Origin of the sequence: Mucilaginibacter sabulilitoris (genome assembly GCF_034262375.1) — a bacterium.
Classification (GTDB): domain Bacteria; phylum Bacteroidota; class Bacteroidia; order Sphingobacteriales; family Sphingobacteriaceae; genus Mucilaginibacter; species Mucilaginibacter sabulilitoris.
In genome coordinates, this window is sequence record NZ_CP139558.1 from 892291 (window position 1) to 913089 (window position 20799).

20 protein-coding genes are annotated in these 20799 nt (G+C 44.9%); 6 read left to right on the plus strand and 14 right to left on the minus strand.

Annotated elements, in window-relative coordinates:
- Positions 1-198: 198 nt before the first annotated feature.
- A complete protein-coding gene (locus SNE25_RS03950; RefSeq protein WP_321563788.1) occupies positions 199-1248 on the minus strand; it encodes a hypothetical protein in 1050 nt (349 codons plus the stop codon).
- Positions 1249-1686: 438 nt separating this feature from the next.
- On the opposite strand from SNE25_RS03950, the gene SNE25_RS03955 reads away from it, so the two are divergent.
- Positions 1687-2184, plus strand: coding sequence for a DinB family protein (locus SNE25_RS03955; RefSeq protein ID WP_321563789.1), 498 nt, complete (start codon positions 1687-1689; stop codon positions 2182-2184).
- A 173-nt stretch (positions 2185-2357) separates the two neighbouring features.
- Complete coding sequence (locus tag SNE25_RS03960; RefSeq protein ID WP_321563790.1) at positions 2358-2657, plus strand: helix-turn-helix domain-containing protein; 300 nt, start codon at positions 2358-2360, stop codon at positions 2655-2657.
- Positions 2658-3140: 483 nt separating this feature from the next.
- Here the strand turns inward: SNE25_RS03960 and SNE25_RS03965 are convergent, their stop codons facing one another.
- The 11 genes from SNE25_RS03965 to SNE25_RS04015 all read right to left on the minus strand — a co-directional run bounded on the left by SNE25_RS03965 (position 3141) and on the right by SNE25_RS04015 (position 15008).
- Positions 3141-4460, minus strand: a complete 1320-nt coding sequence (locus SNE25_RS03965; RefSeq protein WP_321563791.1) for an efflux RND transporter periplasmic adaptor subunit — start codon at positions 4458-4460, stop codon at positions 3141-3143.
- Position 4461: 1 nt separating this feature from the next.
- Entirely contained in the window at positions 4462-5586 is a 1125-nt protein-coding gene (locus tag SNE25_RS03970; RefSeq protein WP_321563792.1) for an efflux RND transporter periplasmic adaptor subunit, read from the minus strand.
- 4 nt (positions 5587-5590) lie between these two features.
- A complete protein-coding gene (locus SNE25_RS03975) occupies positions 5591-6826 on the minus strand; it encodes a TolC family protein (RefSeq protein ID WP_321563793.1) in 1236 nt (411 codons plus the stop codon).
- 1 nt (position 6827) lies between these two features.
- Positions 6828-8714: an efflux RND transporter permease subunit gene (locus SNE25_RS03980; protein WP_321563794.1), complete on the minus strand. Its 1887-nt coding sequence runs from the start codon at positions 8712-8714 to the stop codon at positions 6828-6830.
- Positions 8711-9985 (minus strand): efflux RND transporter permease subunit, encoded by a 1275-nt coding sequence (locus tag SNE25_RS03985; protein ID WP_321563795.1) that lies wholly within the window; start codon positions 9983-9985, stop codon positions 8711-8713. The genes SNE25_RS03980 and SNE25_RS03985 overlap by 4 nt, the downstream gene beginning before the upstream one ends.
- 49 nt (positions 9986-10034) lie before the next feature.
- Complete coding sequence (locus tag SNE25_RS03990; RefSeq protein ID WP_321563796.1) at positions 10035-10295, minus strand: heavy metal-binding domain-containing protein; 261 nt, start codon at positions 10293-10295, stop codon at positions 10035-10037.
- An 85-nt stretch (positions 10296-10380) separates the two neighbouring features.
- Positions 10381-10998 (minus strand): hypothetical protein, encoded by a 618-nt coding sequence (locus SNE25_RS03995; protein WP_321563797.1) that lies wholly within the window; start codon positions 10996-10998, stop codon positions 10381-10383.
- A 201-nt stretch (positions 10999-11199) separates the two neighbouring features.
- The gene (locus SNE25_RS04000) at positions 11200-11586 is read right to left on the minus strand and encodes an HYC_CC_PP family protein (RefSeq protein ID WP_321563798.1); all 387 of its coding nucleotides are present in this window, start codon (positions 11584-11586) and stop codon (positions 11200-11202) included.
- Between the two features lie 243 nt (positions 11587-11829).
- Positions 11830-13452 (minus strand): protein-disulfide reductase DsbD family protein, encoded by a 1623-nt coding sequence (locus SNE25_RS04005; RefSeq protein WP_321566203.1) that lies wholly within the window; start codon positions 13450-13452, stop codon positions 11830-11832.
- A gap of 32 nt (positions 13453-13484) precedes the next feature.
- A complete protein-coding gene (locus SNE25_RS04010; protein WP_321563799.1) occupies positions 13485-13934 on the minus strand; it encodes a protein-disulfide reductase DsbD domain-containing protein in 450 nt (149 codons plus the stop codon).
- Positions 13935-13946: 12 nt separating this feature from the next.
- Positions 13947-15008: a PLP-dependent cysteine synthase family protein gene (locus tag SNE25_RS04015; protein WP_321563800.1), complete on the minus strand. Its 1062-nt coding sequence runs from the start codon at positions 15006-15008 to the stop codon at positions 13947-13949.
- Positions 15009-15172: 164 nt separating this feature from the next.
- Between SNE25_RS04015 and SNE25_RS04020 the strand changes: the two genes are divergently transcribed.
- The 4 genes from SNE25_RS04020 (at position 15173) to SNE25_RS04035 (ending at position 19331) form a co-directional block, all read left to right on the plus strand.
- The gene (locus tag SNE25_RS04020; RefSeq protein WP_321563801.1) at positions 15173-15640 is read left to right on the plus strand and encodes an Lrp/AsnC family transcriptional regulator; all 468 of its coding nucleotides are present in this window, start codon (positions 15173-15175) and stop codon (positions 15638-15640) included.
- 108 nt (positions 15641-15748) lie between these two features.
- On the plus strand, positions 15749-16732 hold the full coding sequence (locus tag SNE25_RS04025) for a type I glyceraldehyde-3-phosphate dehydrogenase (protein ID WP_321563802.1): 984 nt from the start codon (positions 15749-15751) through the stop codon (positions 16730-16732).
- Positions 16733-17047: 315 nt separating this feature from the next.
- A complete protein-coding gene (locus SNE25_RS04030) occupies positions 17048-18412 on the plus strand; it encodes a hypothetical protein (protein ID WP_321563803.1) in 1365 nt (454 codons plus the stop codon).
- 28 nt (positions 18413-18440) lie between these two features.
- Positions 18441-19331 (plus strand): SIR2 family protein, encoded by an 891-nt coding sequence (locus SNE25_RS04035; protein ID WP_321563804.1) that lies wholly within the window; start codon positions 18441-18443, stop codon positions 19329-19331.
- Between the two features lie 7 nt (positions 19332-19338).
- On the opposite strand, the gene SNE25_RS04040 is transcribed toward SNE25_RS04035, so the two are convergent.
- Together SNE25_RS04040 and SNE25_RS04045 are read right to left on the minus strand one after the other, a co-directional pair.
- Positions 19339-20073: an ion channel gene (locus SNE25_RS04040; protein ID WP_321563805.1), complete on the minus strand. Its 735-nt coding sequence runs from the start codon at positions 20071-20073 to the stop codon at positions 19339-19341.
- Positions 20074-20121: 48 nt separating this feature from the next.
- Entirely contained in the window at positions 20122-20697 is a 576-nt protein-coding gene (locus SNE25_RS04045) for a hypothetical protein (protein ID WP_321563806.1), read from the minus strand.
- Positions 20698-20799 lie beyond the last annotated feature (102 nt).

The window sequence follows — 20799 nt, forward strand, 5'->3', positions numbered from 1 at the left end:
AGTATACCCATCGCTTGGTTTAACTAAAATCAGCCTGAAGAATTATCACTGCATTCCGGTGAGGAAGATGCTATGCTACGAGCGGTTGAAAATGCTTATAACATCACTTAATTGATCGAAGTTCATAACTTCTACCTCAAACATTTAAGGCTTTAAGCTTAAATTGTTGTAAGAGGGTGTATGCGCTAACAAGGAGGTTTAGTTACCAAATAAAAAGGGTGGTATGTATGTAAAGTCTTTCCAATCAGTTTTTCCTATTAAATCGTTGTAACAATAAATAGTTATTCTCCCTTTGAAAAAGGTTTTTGATCCCCCAACTAACTTTAAGTCAGAAAATGGAATAAATATATAATTTCCTGAATCTGAAGTATATGAAAAATGAGGCATCGTACTGATAACTCTCTTAGATATAAAATATCTATGCTGAGGTAATACTTCATCCTTTGTGCTAAAAATAGAGTCTTGAGAATATTTTAGTTCAGCATATAATTTCAAATCTTTACTCATGCCATTTTCTATATGAGCACTTAAAAAGAACTTAATTCCAAAAGATTTACTAATCTCGTCAAATACATCAGATTTAATTTCCCCAATACATTTTCCGCTCGTGTAGGCGATTGACGTTGAAGAAATATTTGGTTTATTAATTATTGTATTAAAAGCAGATTTTTCAATCTTTTCCCAAAACTGCTCTTCCTTTTTAAGTTGATCCGTATTTTCCCCTTTTTCGCTTTTTTCATGTATTTCTCTTTCAATTTCTAGTTTAGCACCCATAGCGTCCTTTTCTAGAGCCGCTTTTGTTATATCATCTAGCTGTTTAAAGGTTTGGGGAATTTCCTCTAAATCTCCATTTGTTACCATTAAGCTGATAGATAATGCTAATTCAACTGGATTTCCAGTTAGTACATCAAGCATTGGATTTGCCATTATAAGTGCTTTGATTCTGGTTGTAGCTTTTAAATGAATTTGCATTTGTTTAATCCACGAGATAGTTATCTCTGAAGCTCCAACTGGCGCTTTTGGAACCACTGGAATTGCTGGAGGGTTAGAAACGCCCTTTAAAGTATTATTTGGCTGCGGATCTTTAGGCCCTGGATTTCCAGGCTTTTCAGTTATTTGGCGAGCAGGGGAGCGTTCTACAGTGACCCCTTTCATTTCTATATTTGTACTAGGTTTATCGCCATTATGTTGCGCTTTTAATACCAACGATAACATAACCAATAAAAACAATAATGATAAAGTTTTCATAAAGAAAAAATTAGATGTTCTATTGTACCAAGAAGGAAAATTAAATGATTAAAAAGGTAAGAAATTACTATTAGATATTGTCGGCTTAAGCGTGAAAATAATGCCAGTAAATATGTTTACATGTATCAAGTATAAAAATAATTAAAATAATTAAAATAATTCCTTGCGTTGGCAAACGAGAGTTCGAGTCTCTCATGGGCACATCTAAAAAACTAAACTCTCAACCCCGCTACCGCAAGTGTCCCGCTTGTGGTACTTTTGCTAAGTGCCCGGAACTCGGTTCGAACCCGTAAAGTTTAATAACTACAGGGATAAAGGATGGGGCTCGAACCCAAACATGGGAAAGGGACTTATTCCGGCGTTATCTTTCTAAGTCATTAGAACATCATAAAAACAAGTCGGTCTGTTTTAGTAATATAACGGTTCGTATTATTGTTTATGAAAACAAATCAGTCTTTACAAGTTATAAACCAGGTTTTGGGATTCTGGCAAACAAATAACAACCACATTAGCGCACTTTTCGACAAGCATGCCGATGAAACTTATCTTGAACGTGTAGCTCCTGGGCGTAATACAGGAATGTACATTTTGGGACATTTAATAGCGGTTTCAGATGACATCTTTTATACCCTTGGACTTGGAAACACCATGTTTCCAGAACTTGCAAAATATTTAGGAGAAAGCGAAGCTAACATTGACCATGAGTATTCTATCGCTGATTTAAAGAATAAATGGGAGGCGGTAAATAAAAAATTGATGATGGATTTTTCTTCCCAAACGACTGATTGGTGGCTAGGCAGACACATGCGCGTTTCAGAGGCTGACTTCGCCGCCGACCCAAGCCGAAATAAGTTGAGCGTCTTGTTAAGCCGCGCGAGCCATGAAAGTTACCATGGTGGCCAATTGATATTCCTTGCAGGACGTCATTCAGCTTAACCAGACATTGTTCCTTGAGCTCAGACCCATAGATTATCGGTGGTTTGGGCTTTTTATCAAATCCGACTCGGATAAACTCGGATATTTTCTGAGGTCATTTAAGGGATATTTGAATGAGGTTTTGGCATTGTAACTTAGGATGCCAAAAAATTGCACACGAAAAACCAAGTTTTATGGCAGCAGAAATTATCACAAAAGAGGATTTGAAGGAATTTGGAACAAATCTATTGAACCAGATTAAAGGGCTGTTGAGCCAGGCCGTTGATTCGCCAAAATGGCTAAAGAGTTATCAGGTCAAAAACCTTCTGAAGGTTTCGGATAATACGCTACAAACCCTTAGGGACAATGGCACTTTACCATTCACAAAAGTTGGAGGAATCCTTTATTATAATTCGGAGGACATCGCCAGATTATTATCCGGCGAAGTAAAAAGTAAACGGATACGAATCGGTAAGGGGACACAGGTAGCTTAAATGCCTCAAAAAGCAATTTAAATTTAGTTAACATGCTTGCCGTCCCGGGCCGGCAAGCATGCTACTGTCCAATTCTTAATTAATATTAGTTGTTCCGGTTGGCCAGGTGTGGGCAAAGAAGATGTCGTGCCATTTGTGTCTCGGAGATTACTGGCCAGGGGCAATATAGATGTCGTAGCCAGGAGGAAGGGCATGATTAGGGGAATTACTTTTTCCCCTGTTGCGGAGGTAACTGAACAACCGAATGGTACGGTCCGGAAGCAAGTATAGTTGATTCCGGACCTTTATTTTTACCTATCCGTCAGGGCTCCGAATGGAAAATTGTTGGAGCCAAGCCAACCATAAAAAACGGTTTAAGCCCAAAGAGTGCCGACCCAGTAACGGATCGCAAAAACCTCTGCCATTCACCTGCGAAAGACTGGAAGCTTTTGGCCGGCATCAATGATCGTAAACGATTTGCAAACCGTATGGCATTCCCAACTCTTACATTTTCATCCTCGGGTCCATTTTCATCCTTGAATCCATCTTACTATCCATTCCGGACATATTCATCTGCCCGTCACTGTTGCCGAAGGACGCCTCACTGTTCAGCAGGTAAGCGCCTCCGGTAACCACGACCTCGCCGGCCGTCAAACCGGAAAGCACCGATACATAGCTTGAATTACCTGGCCCGGTTTTGATTATCCGCGCAGAAAAGCTGCCATCTGCATTTTTTACCCATACCAGATCGCCCTTACCGCCGTAAATAACAGCGGATGCCGGTACCGCAAGACTGCGCTTTTCACCGCCTCCGGCCGAAACATAAGCTTGCATCCCCGGTCTAATCAGCCCCTGTGGATTTGGAATTGTAACGCGGATCAGGTCTACCTTAGAAAAACCGGAAAGCTCCGGGTTAATAAAATCGATAGTTCCCTTTATGGATTGCCCACCGAGGTCCGGGAAGCTCACATTGACCGGATCGTGATCCCGGTAACTGCCAGTTTCACTTGCATATAACTGCGCCTCTACCCAAAGGCTGTTTAACGCCTGCGTTTTCAGGATTGGCATACCTTCGCTGACATAGTCCCCTTCGTGTACCATAACATCGGCCACGGTACCTCCGATCGTGCTGAGCATCGTGACCATAGCTGACGCTTCCCCTGTCTTTGCAAGTTCTCTTATTTGTACACGGGTAAGGCCCCATAATAGTAATTTGTTCTCTGCTCCGGCAATTAATTGCTGGTAATCCACGTCCGGATTATTCAGTTTTTTTGCCTGTTCTTTAGCCAGCAGATATTCCTTTTCAGCTTCGAGCAGGTCTTCACTATAAACCGTATAGATGGGCTGACCGATGCGAATAGTTTCTCCGGTTGTCCGTACAAAAAGCCGCTGAATCCTGCCGGCTATCCTGGCGCTTAACTGATCCGTTTTGTTTTCATTGGTGGTTACTGTGCCGGTAAGGGATTTTTCCTCTCCTGTATTTTGTTCTTTTACTGTATCCGTTTTAATCCCACCGAGCTGCATTTGTGTCTTGGTCAGTAAAACGCGGTTTCCTCCCATTGACATACTCATTTGTGATACTTCCACCTTGATCAAGTTCATCCCGCAGACCGGGCAGTTTCCAGGGTGGTCTTCATGAACCTGGGGATGCATAGAGCAGGTATAATAGGCCTTACTGGTGGGTGCTTTGACAACTTTCGCTGAACTCTCCTTTGGCTGCACTTTCTTTTTGCAAGCTACAAAAAATGCAGCGATTAATAACACTGCCAAAGATAACCGGGCCACCCTACTGTAGACAGTTCGATATATGATTGATTTTTTCATCTCATTGCGTTTTAATAAAACCTTCGCTATCTGTTAAATACTGGGCGTTGCTCGCCAGACTGTCCGCCGGTGTAAGCCCCCTGGTGATCAGGATGTTTTTATCCAGGCTTAGCCCGGTTTGAACCGGTCGCGCTTTGAAAAGCCCACTTTCTTTTACCCATACGATCCGGGTGGTTCCCAGGTCAAGCACTGCAGTACGGGGTATCCACAAGCCTGTACGTGTCCCTGCTTGAATAGCTGCCTGCACCAGGCTATTGACTTTTAGCGCGTGATTCATATTATCCAGATAAACACGGATGCTGGTGGTTTTATCCCCGTTTTCCAATAAGGGCTCAATAAAATTCACATGACCGATGAGCGTTTTGCCGGGGAGGTCGGGGAGGCTGATCGTCACCGGCTGATTAAGCCGGACTTTCCCCGCATCCGATGCCGTAATTTTCAGGATCGCCCACAAGCGGTGCGGGTCGACCACGTTAAAAACAGTTTGCCCCCGCTGTACGTAGCTGCCTTCACGTATCGATAGCGGTATGTTCGTGGCATAGTCATCCACTGGTTTAGGATCGTCGCTTCCCGGCATTTGGCTGTGCGGCATATCATGAACATGACCCTCATAAGGACTGTAAACAGGCAGGCTATAAAAAGCCTTACCCGTCTGAATAACTTCACTCACCTGGGACGCTGTCATCCCCAACAGTAGCAGTTTTTGCCGGGCCGCCTGCAGCATATTCTCATCGGCTTTACCGCTTTTGCTCAGAAAAACAAGGTCCTGCTGCGCTGAAACCATCTCTGGACTATAGATATCAAAGACACGCTCACCCCGATGGATCGGCTGAAAGGCGTATTTTACATACAGCTTTTCGATGCGCCCGGGAAACCTTGCAGCAATATTATTGAATGTTCTCGTGTCGAAGTCAAGATATCCGTCGGCTCTAATAACTATCGGTAAGGTCTTTTGTTCCGGAAGGACCGCAGGGACGGTGGTGATTACCGCGGAGTTAACCGGCTGCAATACGGTTTTTAAGCTTATCACTGCAGAATCCTTCTTTTTTACAGGGGAGTTTTGCATTTCTCCCGGTTTCTGCCCGCAGCCGGCTATCGCCAGCAACACGAGACAGAACGTTGCCATCGCCCTAATATTTTTCATTTTCTCTTTCATAAGCTACTTGTAGTTGTAATAGTTCCTGTAACCGGTCTAATCTGCCCATTTTGGCTGTGAGCAGGTCGCGGACAATAATAAGCGCCGATAAAAGATCACCGTTGTTTTGTTCATAAGCTAATAAAGCCGCTCTATAACTATTTTGCAGTGTGGGAACAATGTTTTGGTCATAATTATTTAGCTGTTCTTTTTTACTGCGGATATCCAGCCTGATCGAAGCGAGCTGCCCCTCAGCCTGGTTAAGCTTATCCTGCTTTTCATTTTCAAGCTGCTGAGTTTCATAACGGATGCCTTTCAGGTTCGCTTTATATTCCCGTGACGCCCAGGGGACGATAGGAATGGTGACCGAAGCCATCAGGATGTATTGATTAGAATTCCCCCCGTAACTAAACATATGCGCGGCCTGAATACCGAAGTCGGGTTTGCGCTTACTGTATTGCACCTCCGTATTTAATTGCTGTAGCCGGATGTTCCGGTCGATTAGCTTGATGTCGCTTCTTGCCGCCGCCAGCGTCGCCGTGTCGGTTTGCAGGGTCTCATAGTTTTGCACTGCGATAGCAGTATCCACTTCAAATACAATCTGCTTGTCCTGGTTCATCAGGGTATTGAGCATCACCGTATTTTGCAGCAGCTGGTTGCCGAGCTGCAACTTCAAATTGTCCAGCTCAAAAATATCCGCTTTTGCTTTATAAAGGTTAGGAAGCTTTTCCTTCCCATAGGTCAGTTTGATATGAGCATCCTTGAGCATGTACTCCAGTAACTTACGCGTGTTTTCCAGTAACGTAAGTTTTTTTTCCAGTACGGCCTGGTCGTAATAATAACTCCGCGCTTGAGCCAGAAGCCGGTTTTTGAGGTAGGCATGTTCCTGTTCGGTTACTGCCGACATACCCTCCATGTACCTTTCATTGGCTCTGAGCTTCGCCGGGTTGACGAATTGCTGCTGTGCCTGGATCATAAATGACCCGGTATTCGGGTTCAGCCCATAGGGCGTCTGATATTGCCCGGCGCTGATCTGCGGCGCATCCAGGTTCCTTGCACCTTTTGCATACTCTTTTTGCGCAACTGCCTTCGAGGTATAGGCGAGCAGGGCCGGATTTATCCGATTGATCCTGACAAGCACCGAGTCCAGCGGAAGAACGGCCGTTTGCGCCTTCAGCGACTTAACTGGCTGCAAGCCTGCAGCGAGCAGTAGAAGAAATATCTTTTTCATATTAATGTTTCTTTATATCCAGCTTCCCGTATTTCCGTAGCTCGTATTCCTTTACCATTAAAAAAATGAGCGGGGTGACCAGCAGGATGTGGGTGGATGAGGTTAATACACCGCCGATCATCGGCAGCACGATAGGGCGCATGACATCGCTACCAGTCCCTGTCGACCATAAAACAGGCACCAGGCCAAACAAAGCCACGCAAACGGTCATCAGTTTTGGCCTTAACCGCTTTATGGCGCCATCCATCACAAAGTGGCGCAGGTCTTCCTTTGTGATTGTTTCACTTGAATTACCCTTCAGTGCAATCAGTTGAAGCATGGCATCGTTCAGGTAGATCACCATTACAATACCCGTTTCAACCGCAATACCGAATAACGCGATGAAGCCAACAGCTACCGCTACGGATAAATGAACTCCAAAAAAATATACGATGTACGCACCGCCGATGAGTGCGAAGGGTATGCTGATCAGGCTGAAAAAGGCCTCTCTAATGGAATGAAAGGCAAAATAAAGACACCCGAAAATGATGAGCAGCACTACCGGCATTATCATTTTTAAGGTGTGTTCGGCACGAATCAGGTTTTCATACTGCCCGCTCCATTCGATAAAGTAACCTTTCGGTAATGTTTTTACAAGAGTGTTCAGCTTATCCTGCGCCTCCTTTACCGTGCTGCCCAGGTCCCGGTCCCTGACATTAAAAAGTACGGTGCCGCGCAACAATGCGTTCTCGGACTGGATCATTGCAGGGCCGTCGCTGATTTGTATGTCTGCGACAGAGGACAAGGGAACAGGGCCATTATTCGGCGTTTGTACCAGTGTTCTTTTGATCGCGTCAAGGCTACTCCGGTAATCCTGCGCCAGCCTGACATTCACGCTGAAACGCCTTCGTCCCTCTACCGTTGGGGTAACAGTCATACCGCCCAGCGCACTTTCCACGATCTCATTCACATCGTCCACGCTGAGCCCGTACCGGCCAATAGCTTCTTTGTTGACCTGAATGTCGAGAAACTTACCGCCGGTGATTGGGTCTACATAAAGATCCTTAACCCCCTTTACATCCTGCATAGCTTGTTTCATCTTGCCCGACAGGGCAAAGATCGTGTCCAGGTTCTGCCCGTAGACCTTTAATCCCACATCGGTACGGATACCTGTAGAAAGCATATTAATGCGGTTGATAATGGGCTGTGTCCAGCCATTTACCACACCCGGTATCTGAAGTTTCGCATTTAGCTGATTAACAATATCTTCCTTTTTCAACCCTTTGCGCCATTCGCTTTGCGGCTTTAGCAGGATAATCGTTTCCACCATGCTAATCGGGGAATTGTCAGTAGCGGTATTTGCACGACCGGCTTTTCCCAGTACATTTTCAACTTCCGGAACGCTTTTGATAATCTTGTCCTGAAGCTGTAGCAGCTGCTTGATCTGCGCATTCGAAACATCCGGCATCGTTACCGGCATGAACAATATTGTACCCTCGTCAAGCGGCGGCATGAATTCGGTGCCCAGGCTGATTATTAAGGGGATGCTGATGAGGAGTGCGACGATATTAATTCCCAGCGTTGTCTTTCGCCAACGGATACACCAGTCCAGTAGCGGCCGGTAAGCCCTTTCCAGAAAACTGGTGAATGGGTTATGGTCATCAGGCCGAAGCTTTCCTCTGACAAAAAAGGAAATAAGTACCGGGGTAAGCGTTACGGCGAGGATGGCATCGATAGCGAGTATGAACGTTTTGGTCCATGCCAGCGGCCCGAAAAGCTTTCCTTCCTGGCCTTCCAGCAGGAACACCGGCAAAAAAGAAGCAACGATAATGAGCGTGGAAAAAAAAACGCCCCGTCCAACCTGCTTGCAGGAGGCCTCTATGATTTTGATTCTTTCCAGTGTATTCATGATTTCTCCTTTTGTTGGGCAATTGCAATATTGCGGTGTGAATTTTCGACCATCACGATACCGTTATCAACGATCACCCCGATGGCGAGTGCGATACCCGTTAACGACATGATATTAGAGGATATGCCGAACGCATTCAGCAGGATAAAACTGGCCGCGATCGTAATCGGTATTTGAATAATGATACTTAGCGCGCTGCGCCAGCTGAACAGAAATAGTACGACGATCAGGGAAACGGTGATCATTTCTTCGATCAGTGTGTGCTTAACCGAGCCGATAGCGCTTTCGATTAGCCCGCTGCGGTCATAGGCAATTTTGAATTTGACGCCGCGAGGTAATCCTTTTTGAATGTCGGTCATCTTATCCTTGACCGCATGAATGACCTTATCCGCGTTCTCGCCATAACGCATCACGACGATGCCGCCAACGGTCTCCCCTTCGCCGTTCTCATCGAAAATGCCAAGGCGCAGGTCACCGCCCATCTGGACAGTACCGATATCCTTCACTTTTACCGCTACTGTGTTCACGGTGCCTACGGGAATATTTTCTACGTCCTCAAGGCTTTTGATATAGCCAAGCCCGCGTACAACATACCCGGTACCATTCATTTCGAATTTTCGCCCGCCCACATCGTTGTTGTTACTTTTGACCGCTTTCAGGACCTGGCTGAGCGGGATATGATAATAATTTAGCTTATGGGGGTCAATGTTTACCTGGTATTGCTTTTCAAAGCCGCCAAAGGACGCGACCTCGCTTACCCCCGGCACGGTCTGCAAGCCAAGCTTCACATACCAGTCCTGCAGTGCGCGCTGTTCGCCAAGGTCAATGTCTTTGGCATCCAGTGTGTACCACAGGATATGGCCGACTCCGGTACCGTCAGGGCCAAGACTTGGCGTGATCCCTGTTGGCAGCAGTCGCTGCGCGTAATTCAGCCTTTCCAGTACCCTGCTGCGCGCCCAGTATATATCCGCCTTGTCGTCGAATATGATATAAACAAAGCTCATCCCGAACATCGACGTCCCACGGATGGACTTCACCTTTGGGATTCCCTGCAGGTTGCTGACAAGTGGATAGGTCACCTGGTCCTCCATGATCTGCGGGCTGCGGCCCTCCCATTCTGTAAACACAATGACCTGGTTCTCCGAAAGGTCGGGGATGGCATCGATCGGATTTTGTTTGATCGCATATACGCCCCAGCCAAAAAGCGAGAGGGCGACAAGCAATACGATATACCTGTTTTTAAGGGACAGGCTTATTAGTTGGTTAATCATCTCTATTGATTTTAGAAGGGCACGGGTGTCCCGTGCCCTTTGGCAACGGTTACATTTTCATCTTTCCCATTTTGGCGGCATCCGCCTTCTTCTTAGTGGTTTCCTTTTTCACCAGTGTCATACCGCATTTTGAGCACTTGCCCGGCTTACCACTGATCACGTCGGGATGCATCGGGCAGGTATATTGCACCTTGCTCATTTTGTTTTTAGCCGTGTCGGCCTTCGTTTTAGTCTGCGCCCGTACAGTTTGTGTACCGGCAGAAATTAACAGGGCTGCGCAAAGCGACGCCATAGCAATTACATTTTTCATGTTTTCAGTTTTAAAAAGATTTGTAGATGGCAGGATGTGATCCCGCCGGTTTATATTAATTAAGATGATCGCTGATTTTTAGCGCTTATCGGGACTGCATTTGATTATGCGCCGAAAGCAGTTCTTCTTCCGCACGTTTATAGGCGCGTTGTAGCTTATAGCCATGATTAATCTCGTCAAAGGAAGCAAGGGCTGCATCGTTGTTGAATTTATTATCGATCTGATCAAGAAAGCTTACATCTTGGGCGAACGCGCGCCTGAGATTTCTTAGGCTGAGTGCCTGGAGCGGAGTACCTGGTGTAACGCTAAAATAGTAAGCCGGCACCAGGACGCGACCTTTACCGGCCGGTACAGATAGCGGGTTTTCATAAAGATAAAAACCGGTGGTGTCGAGAATACGGTACCTCAAATTGTTTTGAAACCTGAAGTCCCTGCCGTGCTGGTCTCGGTATGCATAAATATCCTTTTTTGCGAACCTGATGGTTTTTCCATTTTCTGTAACACTGATATTGGCAGAATTCAAAAATTCATTGAGCCGGATCCGGGCATCAGTATGGCTGATTTTATGCGCCTGGAAATCCTCGCTGGTTAAGAAAAGGCCAGAAACCTGGCTTTGATAAGTTAACGCGGAGACCGCATGCTGCGCAAATGCGCTGTTTGCTGCCATAAAAATGGCTATAAACAAAATGAATAGATTTTTCATTGTATGAAATTTAGGTGGTCATTGCTGCACCACGGATAATTAACTACCACTTGGACGGTTTCATCAGACACGGGCGGCAGAGCCACCGCATGGGGAATAATTGTTGCGCAATAATTCGCCGGAATTAAGCCACTGTGGTCTTGAAATATAGGGTTGGGAATTTGAGTGCTGGCCGCTAAGAATGGCAGGCAGCAGCCGGGATCAGATCCGGTATGTGCAGTTTATTAAATAGATAGGGGTATCTTTTCCTAAGGGCGGAGCATGGCTTTGATAAGCGTATGACACCACGGTCTTCTCTGTTATACTTAAATTATAAACGGGTAAATAATGGTGCAGGGCAGGGAATTGTTTGGCCAGCTGTGAAAAGCCGTCCGAGCCCATGTGATTGTCCTTAACTTTAAAAGATTGCTTATCTGTCTTGCAGCAATTGTCCGGCACTGAAGCATATTTGCCTGCCTGGTTATGAGACTCGCCAAGTGATAAGGTCGTAGATTTAAGAACACCGCAGCAATAAAAACGGCTGGCCGACACCCCGATTGCGGAAAGCAGGTATACAACGGTTATAATTACTACAGCTATCTTTTTCACGATACTAAGATATATACTTAATGATAATATAAATATAAGTCGGTTCCATTGATCAATCCTTACAGAATTTTATAAAAATTTTATAAAATTCCTATAACCAACAAATCTTATCCCGTTTCACGCGCCGTGTTGTAAATCCCCCCCCCCAAAAAAAATAGCCACCACTGAAAACAGTGGTGGCTTAACTTCCATTTCCGGAGTGGGGAATGTGAATTAACTATCTATTAACAGAACAAAAACTCCCTAATTCAAAGCTGTCTTGCCGCTCGTTAGATATGCAGCAAATGCAGCGGCATCATAATTCGCCCCCTGAGGGGGAACTATAACCGATTCATCTTTCGGATTGAGCAGCACGTAAAATGGCTGCGAATTACTCTGAAATTTTGATGCCTGCAGGTCGCTGTAACGGGCACCTATCGTGGTGATCTTTTTTCCGCTGAAAGCGGAAACGTATTGCTCATTTGCGGGCAGATCCGTTTTGTCATCCACATATAACTGGATCAGCACATAATCGTTATTGATCAATCCGTAAACGGTTTTATCCGGCCAAACGCTGGCTTCCATTTTACGGCAATTAACACAGGCATGGCCGGTGAAATCGATCATGACCGGTTTGTTTACCGAACGCGCATAAGCCAAACCTTCCTCAAAGTCGAAGAATGGGTTCAGTCCTTGAGGCCGGTCAAAAAGCTCGGCATATTTGTGTGGTTTACTGTCTGCAATTCGAGCGTTCGATCCTGAACCGCCGCCGAGTGTCGGCGTATACAAGTCGAAATCCTGGCTGGCCTGAGGCGGCAGGAAAGCCGAAACCGATTTTAAAGGAGCGCCCCATAAACCGGGTACCATGTATACCGCAAAGGATAAAACGACGATTGACAGAAATAAACGGGGAACCGAAATATACATCAGGGCGCTATCATGAGCGAACCTGAGTTTTCCCAGGAGATACATACCGCAAAGCGCGGCCAAAACGATCCATAATACCAGGAACACTTCACGGTCAAACCAGTGCCAATGATAGGCCAGGTCAACATTGCTCAGGAATTTCAGAGAAAACGCCAGTTCTAAAAACCCGAGCACTACTTTCACGCTGTTCAGCCAACCGCCAGATTTGGGCATAGCCTGCATCAGGTTGGGGAACATGGCGAATAATGCAAAGGGAATAGACAGCGCCAGCGAGAAACCGAACATCCCCGTCGCCGGGCCTAATAACGCTCCGGACGTAGCCGCCTGTACGAGCAGCGTGCCAACGATGGGGCCGGTACAGCTGAAAGAAACCAGCGCAAGCGTCGCAGCCATAAAGAAGATACCCGCATTCCCGCCTTTATCGGCCTTTTGATCCATTTTATTGACCCAACGGCTTGGCAGTGTAATTTCAAAAGCTCCTAAGAAAGAGGCAGCGAAGACGACCAGCAAAAGGAAAAACAGGAAGTTAAACACACCGTTTGTGGCCAGGTTATTCAGTGCGTCCGCACCAAACGAAACGGTAATGATCAACCCAAATACAACATAGATCACAATTATGGAAATACCATATAGTAAAGCTTTCCTTACTGCGATGGCCCGGTTGTAGGAACTTTTCGTGAAATAACTGACCGTCATTGGCAACATGGGAAATATGCAGGGCATCAGTACCGCCGCGAGGCCACCAATGAAACCGGCCAGAAGAATAGACCAAAGACTCTGTTTGACCGGCGGTGACGGCTTGGTGGCTTTTATTTCGCTACCCTTTTTCAGGCTGTCCTTGCTGGTCCCGGTGGATTTGACAGCAGCGGGCTTTTGGGCGGGTATCGTCGTAAATTCAATATCATTAGTAGCAACGGTATCTTGCGCAAAAGAGCGGCTGACAGGAAATATCAGGACCATTGACACGAGGAATAACCAGAATATTCTATTCATTATTTAACCGGGATGCTAAATTCAACGTCATCAGGCGGCAGGCATTTTTCATCATTACAGGTCATAAAACTTAACTTTCCGGCAACGGTGGTTTGCCCCTTTTTCAACCTGATCTTTTGCTGGAAAATGGCGGCATTTTCAAAGTAACTTACTTCCATTGCAAACACTTTTTCCATTCTGGTCAATGGTTTGGGTTCGGCAGTTTTGCCGACCAGGCTAAACTCCTTTGAAGGCGCAAACGTAAAGGTGGTGGCCACCGGCCCGCCTTCTTTCACGTTCTGCGAATAAATATGCCAGCCTTTTTCTATGGTGGCCTTCAACAGGACCACTGCCTCCGTCGGGCTTGTTTTTTTAGCCGCGTAACTCCAGGTAACCGGGTGTAAGATCTGGGCCTTTGATTGGGTAATCGTGAGAATGCTGATAAACAGCAGGGTAATTATAGTTTTCATATTCATAAAGTTTTATTGGATCATTGGTTCCGACAGGCGTGCAATCGGTTCATAGTTGGTAAAAGTTATTTCCCTTGATAAATAGCCCTCTTTAACCGGTTCCTCCTTCATCAGATCCGTGCTGAGGTATTTTTTATTACTATCGCTGAAAAGGGTAACGACAACCGCTTCCGCTCCGTATTGCTCTTTTAGTTTGATTGCGCCGATCACGTTTGCCCCCGAGGAAATTCCTACCGCCAGACCGAGCTGCGCTGACAATTTTTGAGCCATTAAAATGGCATCGCCGTCGTTTGCCTGTATAATATTATTCAGGTCATTTAATTTCACAATTGATGGGATAAATTCATCGGATATGCCCTGAATACGATGAGAGCCGACCTTATGGCCTGTGCTCATCGTCGGACTTTCTGCAGGCTCCAGGGGGTGCACCATCGTAGCGGGGTTTACCTGTTTCAGGTAATTGCCGATACCCATTACCGTACCGCCCGTTCCTACGCCCGCAACAAATACGTTTGGAGTGATGCCGATTTGCTGTAATTGCGCCCAGATCTCGGGGCCGGTGGTCATTTCGTGCGCTTCCACATTGGCGTTATTTTCAAACTGGCGGGGCAAGAAAACGTTTCTCAGACTTTCCTTCATACGTTCCGCGATGGCGATGCTGCCCAGGAATCCACCTTCGGCTTTACTCACCAGGTGAATTTTTGCACCGAGGCTCTTAATAATATCCATGCGTTCCCGGCTTAACCAGTCCGGCATCATAATCAGCACCTCATGGCCAAGCGCCTTTCCTATGGCAGAAAACGATATACCGGTATTACCCGAAGTAGCTTCGATTATCCGATCTTGAGGTTTAATCAGTCCGTTCTTATAGGCCTGGTACAAAATGTACAGGGCCATCCTGTCTTTTACACTTCCCGTGAGGTTATAATGCTCGCATTTGACATAGATTTTATTGGGGTTTCCTTTATATAAATAATGAAGTTCCACCATGGGCGTATTGCCAACCAGGTGCCATAAGTTCTTAAATTTTGCATTTAAGACTGCGGGTTCAAGTGCGGTCATAATCTGGTCCATCGGAGGTAATTGATTAAGTAAAAGTCCGCAGGACTTTATAGAAGTGCAATCCTTTTCTATTTTTCCAGAAATTATAAGGCAAAACGGTAAAATATTTTGTATTTTTCTGTACCAACTGGTATGTTTTTATATTAAACTTGTTCTTTTATCAGCACGCACCCAAAATGGCACTATCCGAAATTGATCGTACAGACCGTGAAATCCTCCGTTTATTACAGGAAAATGCAGAATTTAGCAATAAGGAACTTGCTCACAAACTGAATAAATCGCTGCCCACGATTCATGAACGCATCCGTAAACTGAAAGAAACCGGGTTTATTAAAAAGGTGGTCGCCCTCCTTGACAAGAAAAAAGTGGACCGAAATTTAATAGCCTTTAGCCAGGTTGTATTAAGTGATCACACCGCCGAAACATTACTTGATTTTGAGCGGGAAGTAGCCCGGTTCCCCGAGGTGATGGAATGTTTCCAGATGGCAGGATCATGTGATTTTTTATTACGCATAGCAACGGCGGATATGGACGCTTATCAGGAATTTTACCGTTTAAAACTTTCCCTGTTACCCCGGATCATTACTATCAATACTTTTTTCGTGTTGACTGAGATCAAAAGTGTTACAGCCTATCCGATATAATGACTGGATATATTCAGAATAAAAAACACACTTGTCTGTTTTAATGATTTTTTACATATTTGAGCTTTGCCACCACAAATAATATAACTGAATTAATCTTACAACCACATGAAAAAAATTGCCATTAATGGCTTTGGCCGCATCGGCCGTGCCGCCTTAAAGATCATATTTGAGACTGCCGACCTGGAACTGGTGGGCATCAATGACCTGATGAGTATAGAAAATGCCGCCTACCTGCTGAAATATGACAGTATCTACGGCAAATACGAAAGAGAGGTAAGATATGAGGGGGACAGCCTGATCGTTGGCGGTAAAACCATCAGGTATTCTAACATCCGGGAGATTGAGAACCTGCCATGGAAAGCGCTTGGAGCGGACGTTGTTATTGAAAGTACCGGTTTGTTCACCAATTACGCTGCCGCGGAAAAACACATTCTTGCAGGTGCTAAAAATGTTGTTATTTCAGGACCGACCAAGGATACCCCAACAATAGTTCATGGTGTTAATACTGAAGAAGGCAAAGTGTCCATTTTCTCCTGCGCCAGCTGTACCACCAACAGCATCAGCCCGGTGATTGAAGTTTTAGGCCGCAGGCTGGGTATTAAAAAAGCTATCTTGAATACGACACACGGATATACCGCGTCACAGACGTTGGTGGATGCGCCGTCAAAACGGGAGCCGCGCATGGGCAGGGCTGCCGGAATCAACCTTTCGCCTGCCGCGACCGGGGCTGCTATTGCTACTACGAAAGCCCTGCCGCAATATGCGGGTAAATTCGATGGTATCGCTGTTCGTGTCCCTGTACCGGTAGGTTCTATTTCAGATATTACTTTTATAGCTGAAAGACCCACTACCGCGGAGGAGATCAATGCCATTCTGACCGAAGAAGCGGCAACCGACAGATATCGTAAAGTACTTGCGGTGACTAACGAACCACTGGTTTCGACTGATATTATCAAGAGCCCGGTTGCCGCTACCATCGACCTGGAGATGACCCGCGTGGTCGACGGTGACCTGGTTAAGGTAATGGCCTGGTATGACAATGAATGGGGTTTCACCAATCAGATGATCAGACAGATCCAGTCCCTTTAAACAATGTAAATTTGGTTTCCCGAAAGGGTAGGATGTGGCGGTTACCTGTCGCGTCCCGACTTGCTTTTAGTTGCCGGAAACAAACCGGGAAACCATACAGGTGCCTATAATGGCCGGATTAGTGTATTTCCCAAATTTAACAATAAGTCGCCATTCAGGCGGCTTATTTCGTCAAAGGATTTTCCAGAATAAACTCGGCCATTAAATGAAATACACCTAAATCATTGAAGAAACATAAAACCTCCAAGCTTAACGCAAGGGGTTGTATATAAGCAGCCCCCTTTCTACATTAGTATATCTATCAAACCTTATTACATGGGAAGTATAACCTACGATTTTTTAGCCGACAGCCTTTTTCTGAACCAAAATGCGATCAATACAGCGTTTAAAAATGAATCTGATGAACGCATAGAGAAAGAACTTGCCGATTACCGGGAACATTGTCTTAAGAATTTAGAGAACCTGAAAAAAGAGATTAATGAAAACGCGTCCACGCTGAGCGTGTTTTCCTCCACTGATGATACGCCCATAGATCTGCTTAAACAGACAGCGCTTTATATGGACCAGTACGTCGTTTCAGACCCTTTATTTCGCTACACAAACCTTTTTACGAACGAAGAAACGGTCATGTCCCAACAGTTGGGGTTCCCGCAGAAAAAACATCACGGGGATGGTTTGGTCAAAGCAGCCAAATATCTAAAAGAGATCACACCAATGGTTGCCGGTAATTTTGTCAAAATATTTCCGGTGAGCTATCATTTTGAGCCACCTAAAGAACTACCCTTCAATATACCCGTTGATTACTACAACAATATCTTACCACGAGAAATCCTGAATTTCTTTCACGAAAACAAAATTGTCAATGGCCTGGAGAAAATGCCGGAAGGGGGGTGGGCTGTACGGGATGGCCAAGAACTTCAACCTTGCCGTGGTATTACTATTGATTTTGGAAATATCGGACATCATAGCAGCATGTTATATTTTCTTCATGAAATGGAGATCTTACACTATGATGAACGCACAAAACGTATGCAATACCGCCAATATCTTCCAGAAACGCCACCGGATGAGGCGCATTTTAATGCCTGGGTACAACAGTCGGTTAATTCTGCCGCACGCGCTTATTTTGATACAACTTTTGGGGAGATCTATATTGCGTCCCAATTGAAGTCCAGTTATATCTGTGAAGACGCATTCACCAACGATCTGATTTCCAAAGATTTTCAGAAGAATGATTCGATATCCAGCTATACTGCTAATCAGATGCTTAACATTGAGTTACCATTTTTAGACAAAATTGACGTTGATAAGCTAATGCAGATTCGCCAAAATGACGCGGATGTGTTTACAAACTTCAGGGTAGAATTAGAAAAACAATTCCGGGAAATACGGGCGATCACAGATCCCGAGCAAATTCGCCTGAAAACAGAAAATATTTTTCATGAATTAAATGAAGTTCAAGGCCATAAAGTAAAAATGAAATTAGACCATCTCAAAAAGCAGGTGTTTCTTAACTCGGCACTTGCGATAGGCGGGCTCGTCGGAACTGTCCCTACTGCCGGAATCAGCCTGATCAGTACAGCCGTTGCTGCTGCCAAAGGCTATAAGGATTATAGGGATTACTTATCCTATGTGAAAGAAAATCCTGCTTATTTTCTCTGGAATGTGATTAACCGATAATGAATACGTGCGTAAATAATTAACTATCATGATGAAAAGACCACTGGCGCTGCTTATCGGTAACGGGATTAACGACTCCACTCCCGGCAAGGGCTGGGGTGATGTCTTAGATGACATTGCCGCGCATTGCGGATTACCAGCCCTGAACAAAAAAGGCAAACCGTTTCCCGTGATCTATGACGAAATATTTCTTCGCGCTTTAAAAACCAGGGACTGGGATGAATTAGAGGTAAAGAGATTTATCGCAACCGCAGTAAACGAGATCAGTTCGAATGAGCTGCACGCAAGGGTCAGGGCAATGAACGCTGAGCATGTCATGACCACTAATTATGATTATGCCATTCAAGGCATTCGGCCACAGAAAAACGAGGGATTAGTTTTTGAAACAACCTATAGTATCTTTCGTAAACACCAATTTGGCGAGACCACTTACTGGCATATTCATGGGGAATGCAATTACCCGGCCTCGATCAATCTTGGTTATGAGCATTATTGCGGGCAATTGCAACATATGCGTAACTATACCGTCAATGGTACTCAATACCAGTCTAAAGAGGTACCCAAAAAATCGTTGGTTGGGCGACTCCGTTCAAACCAGGAACCAGGCTTTCATTCCTGGATAGACCTCTTTTTTACACACGATGTTCATATTATTGGCCTGACGTTAGATTTTGTGGAAACAGATTTATGGTGGCTGCTTACCTATCGTGCACGATTGAAATATTATAAATCGAAACGTAAAGGAACGAATTCTATAAAGGTGGACAATCAGATTCACTATTATTTGCCTGAGAAATATGAGAAAGAGGCAGAGTCCAAATTACAGGTGATGGAAGCGAATGATGTGGTCATTCACCGTATTCCGGGCCCGGATAAAACGCCATACTATCAGGAAGTATTTGATAGGATCAGCAAATAGTAAGATGTTATTTTGAAGGACAATTGTCTGATTGTTGATTTGCCAATCCTGCCTTGCTGAAATTCGCCATCATATTGGTGATGATCACTACAACGAAAAATAAGGATACCATGACCTGAAGACAAACCAGAAATTGGGCGGGTGCCGAGGCAGCCGATATATCCCCATAGCCTACAGTAGCACCTGTAACGAAACTATAATATACCGCCTGAGTTGAGGTTAAATGATGGGTACCTACATCGATCTGGTTATGAATAATAAATGCATAACCCTTTGCCGGATTTTGATACTGGTCACAAAACAGATAGGCACCAGCGAAGCAAACTGCAATTTCGACGTAGTTGACAAATGCCATGATGAGATTGCGTTTGGGGCTAACCTCCTCGCGCCATTCCTTATTTAGAAAGATGCGGCAAAGTAAAGCATGGAAAGTATCGAATCCGGCAATGAACAGGATAATTAAGCCGATCCAAAGGGCAGCTAATCCTGAAAAAACAACCACCGACACGATAAGTAATTTAAAGAAGGCATAAATCTCTATATCTTTTCGTCGTCTCAGCAGCAATTTACCATCCGAACATTTTTTAATATAGGCAGATGGGACAACAAAACATAAACGTTGCAGAACCATTCGTAACCCCCATTCCACCCCGTAGGTTTTTTGGCCCAGGTTATCGCGTATTTCTACTAGCCGTTCTCTTTGCGTCTCAAAATAGGATTTGGTTATTTCGTTTTCGATCATGGTGATTTTAATCCAGGGTAAACTATTATAAAGATATCCGCGATTCCATTAAATCACTGGCTCCCGTGTATCACTGGCTTTTCTCAACCTTTGCAATCGACCACCCGCACCAATGCGTTTTTTTAGCCCTTTGTCCAGTTTGTTAAAGGCAAGGTCTTCACGCATAGCATCAATCACATCATCGAAAATATCATTTATCTGTGTCTCGAATTCATCGGTCTTGCCGGCTTTTGCTGTATCATTTAAGAAATCATCGTGATTAAATAAAGCAAAGAAATTATCTATAGGTTCCAATACCTCATCAGGAAGTACAAGTGTTTGCTCGTAAATAGTGTCCTCCATTAAATAATAGGCTTTAGCCAGTTCCTCCTCCAGCTCCTCCTTTGCTTTGACCAACTCACGTGCCGGAAGTTCTAATATTTGGTATTCGTGTGCGCATTCCAGGTAAACAGCTGCTGCTGTATTGAGGGCTGCGATCACCGCCCTGTAACTTTTGAATTTTTCCTCAAATAATTTATTCTCGTTGGGCAGTTTTCGGCTCACCCGGTAGTTCAAACAAGAAACAATAAATGCGCTGCCCGCGAATGCGGCACTAAGAGCGCTAATGAGTATGGGATAATTCATTTTGTGATATGCTAAGTTTACCGTGCAATTTACAAAAAGAGCAGACACCAACTTGTTAATTATAGCACGTCGTTATCTTCCAATGAAAGTTATTGGGATGGC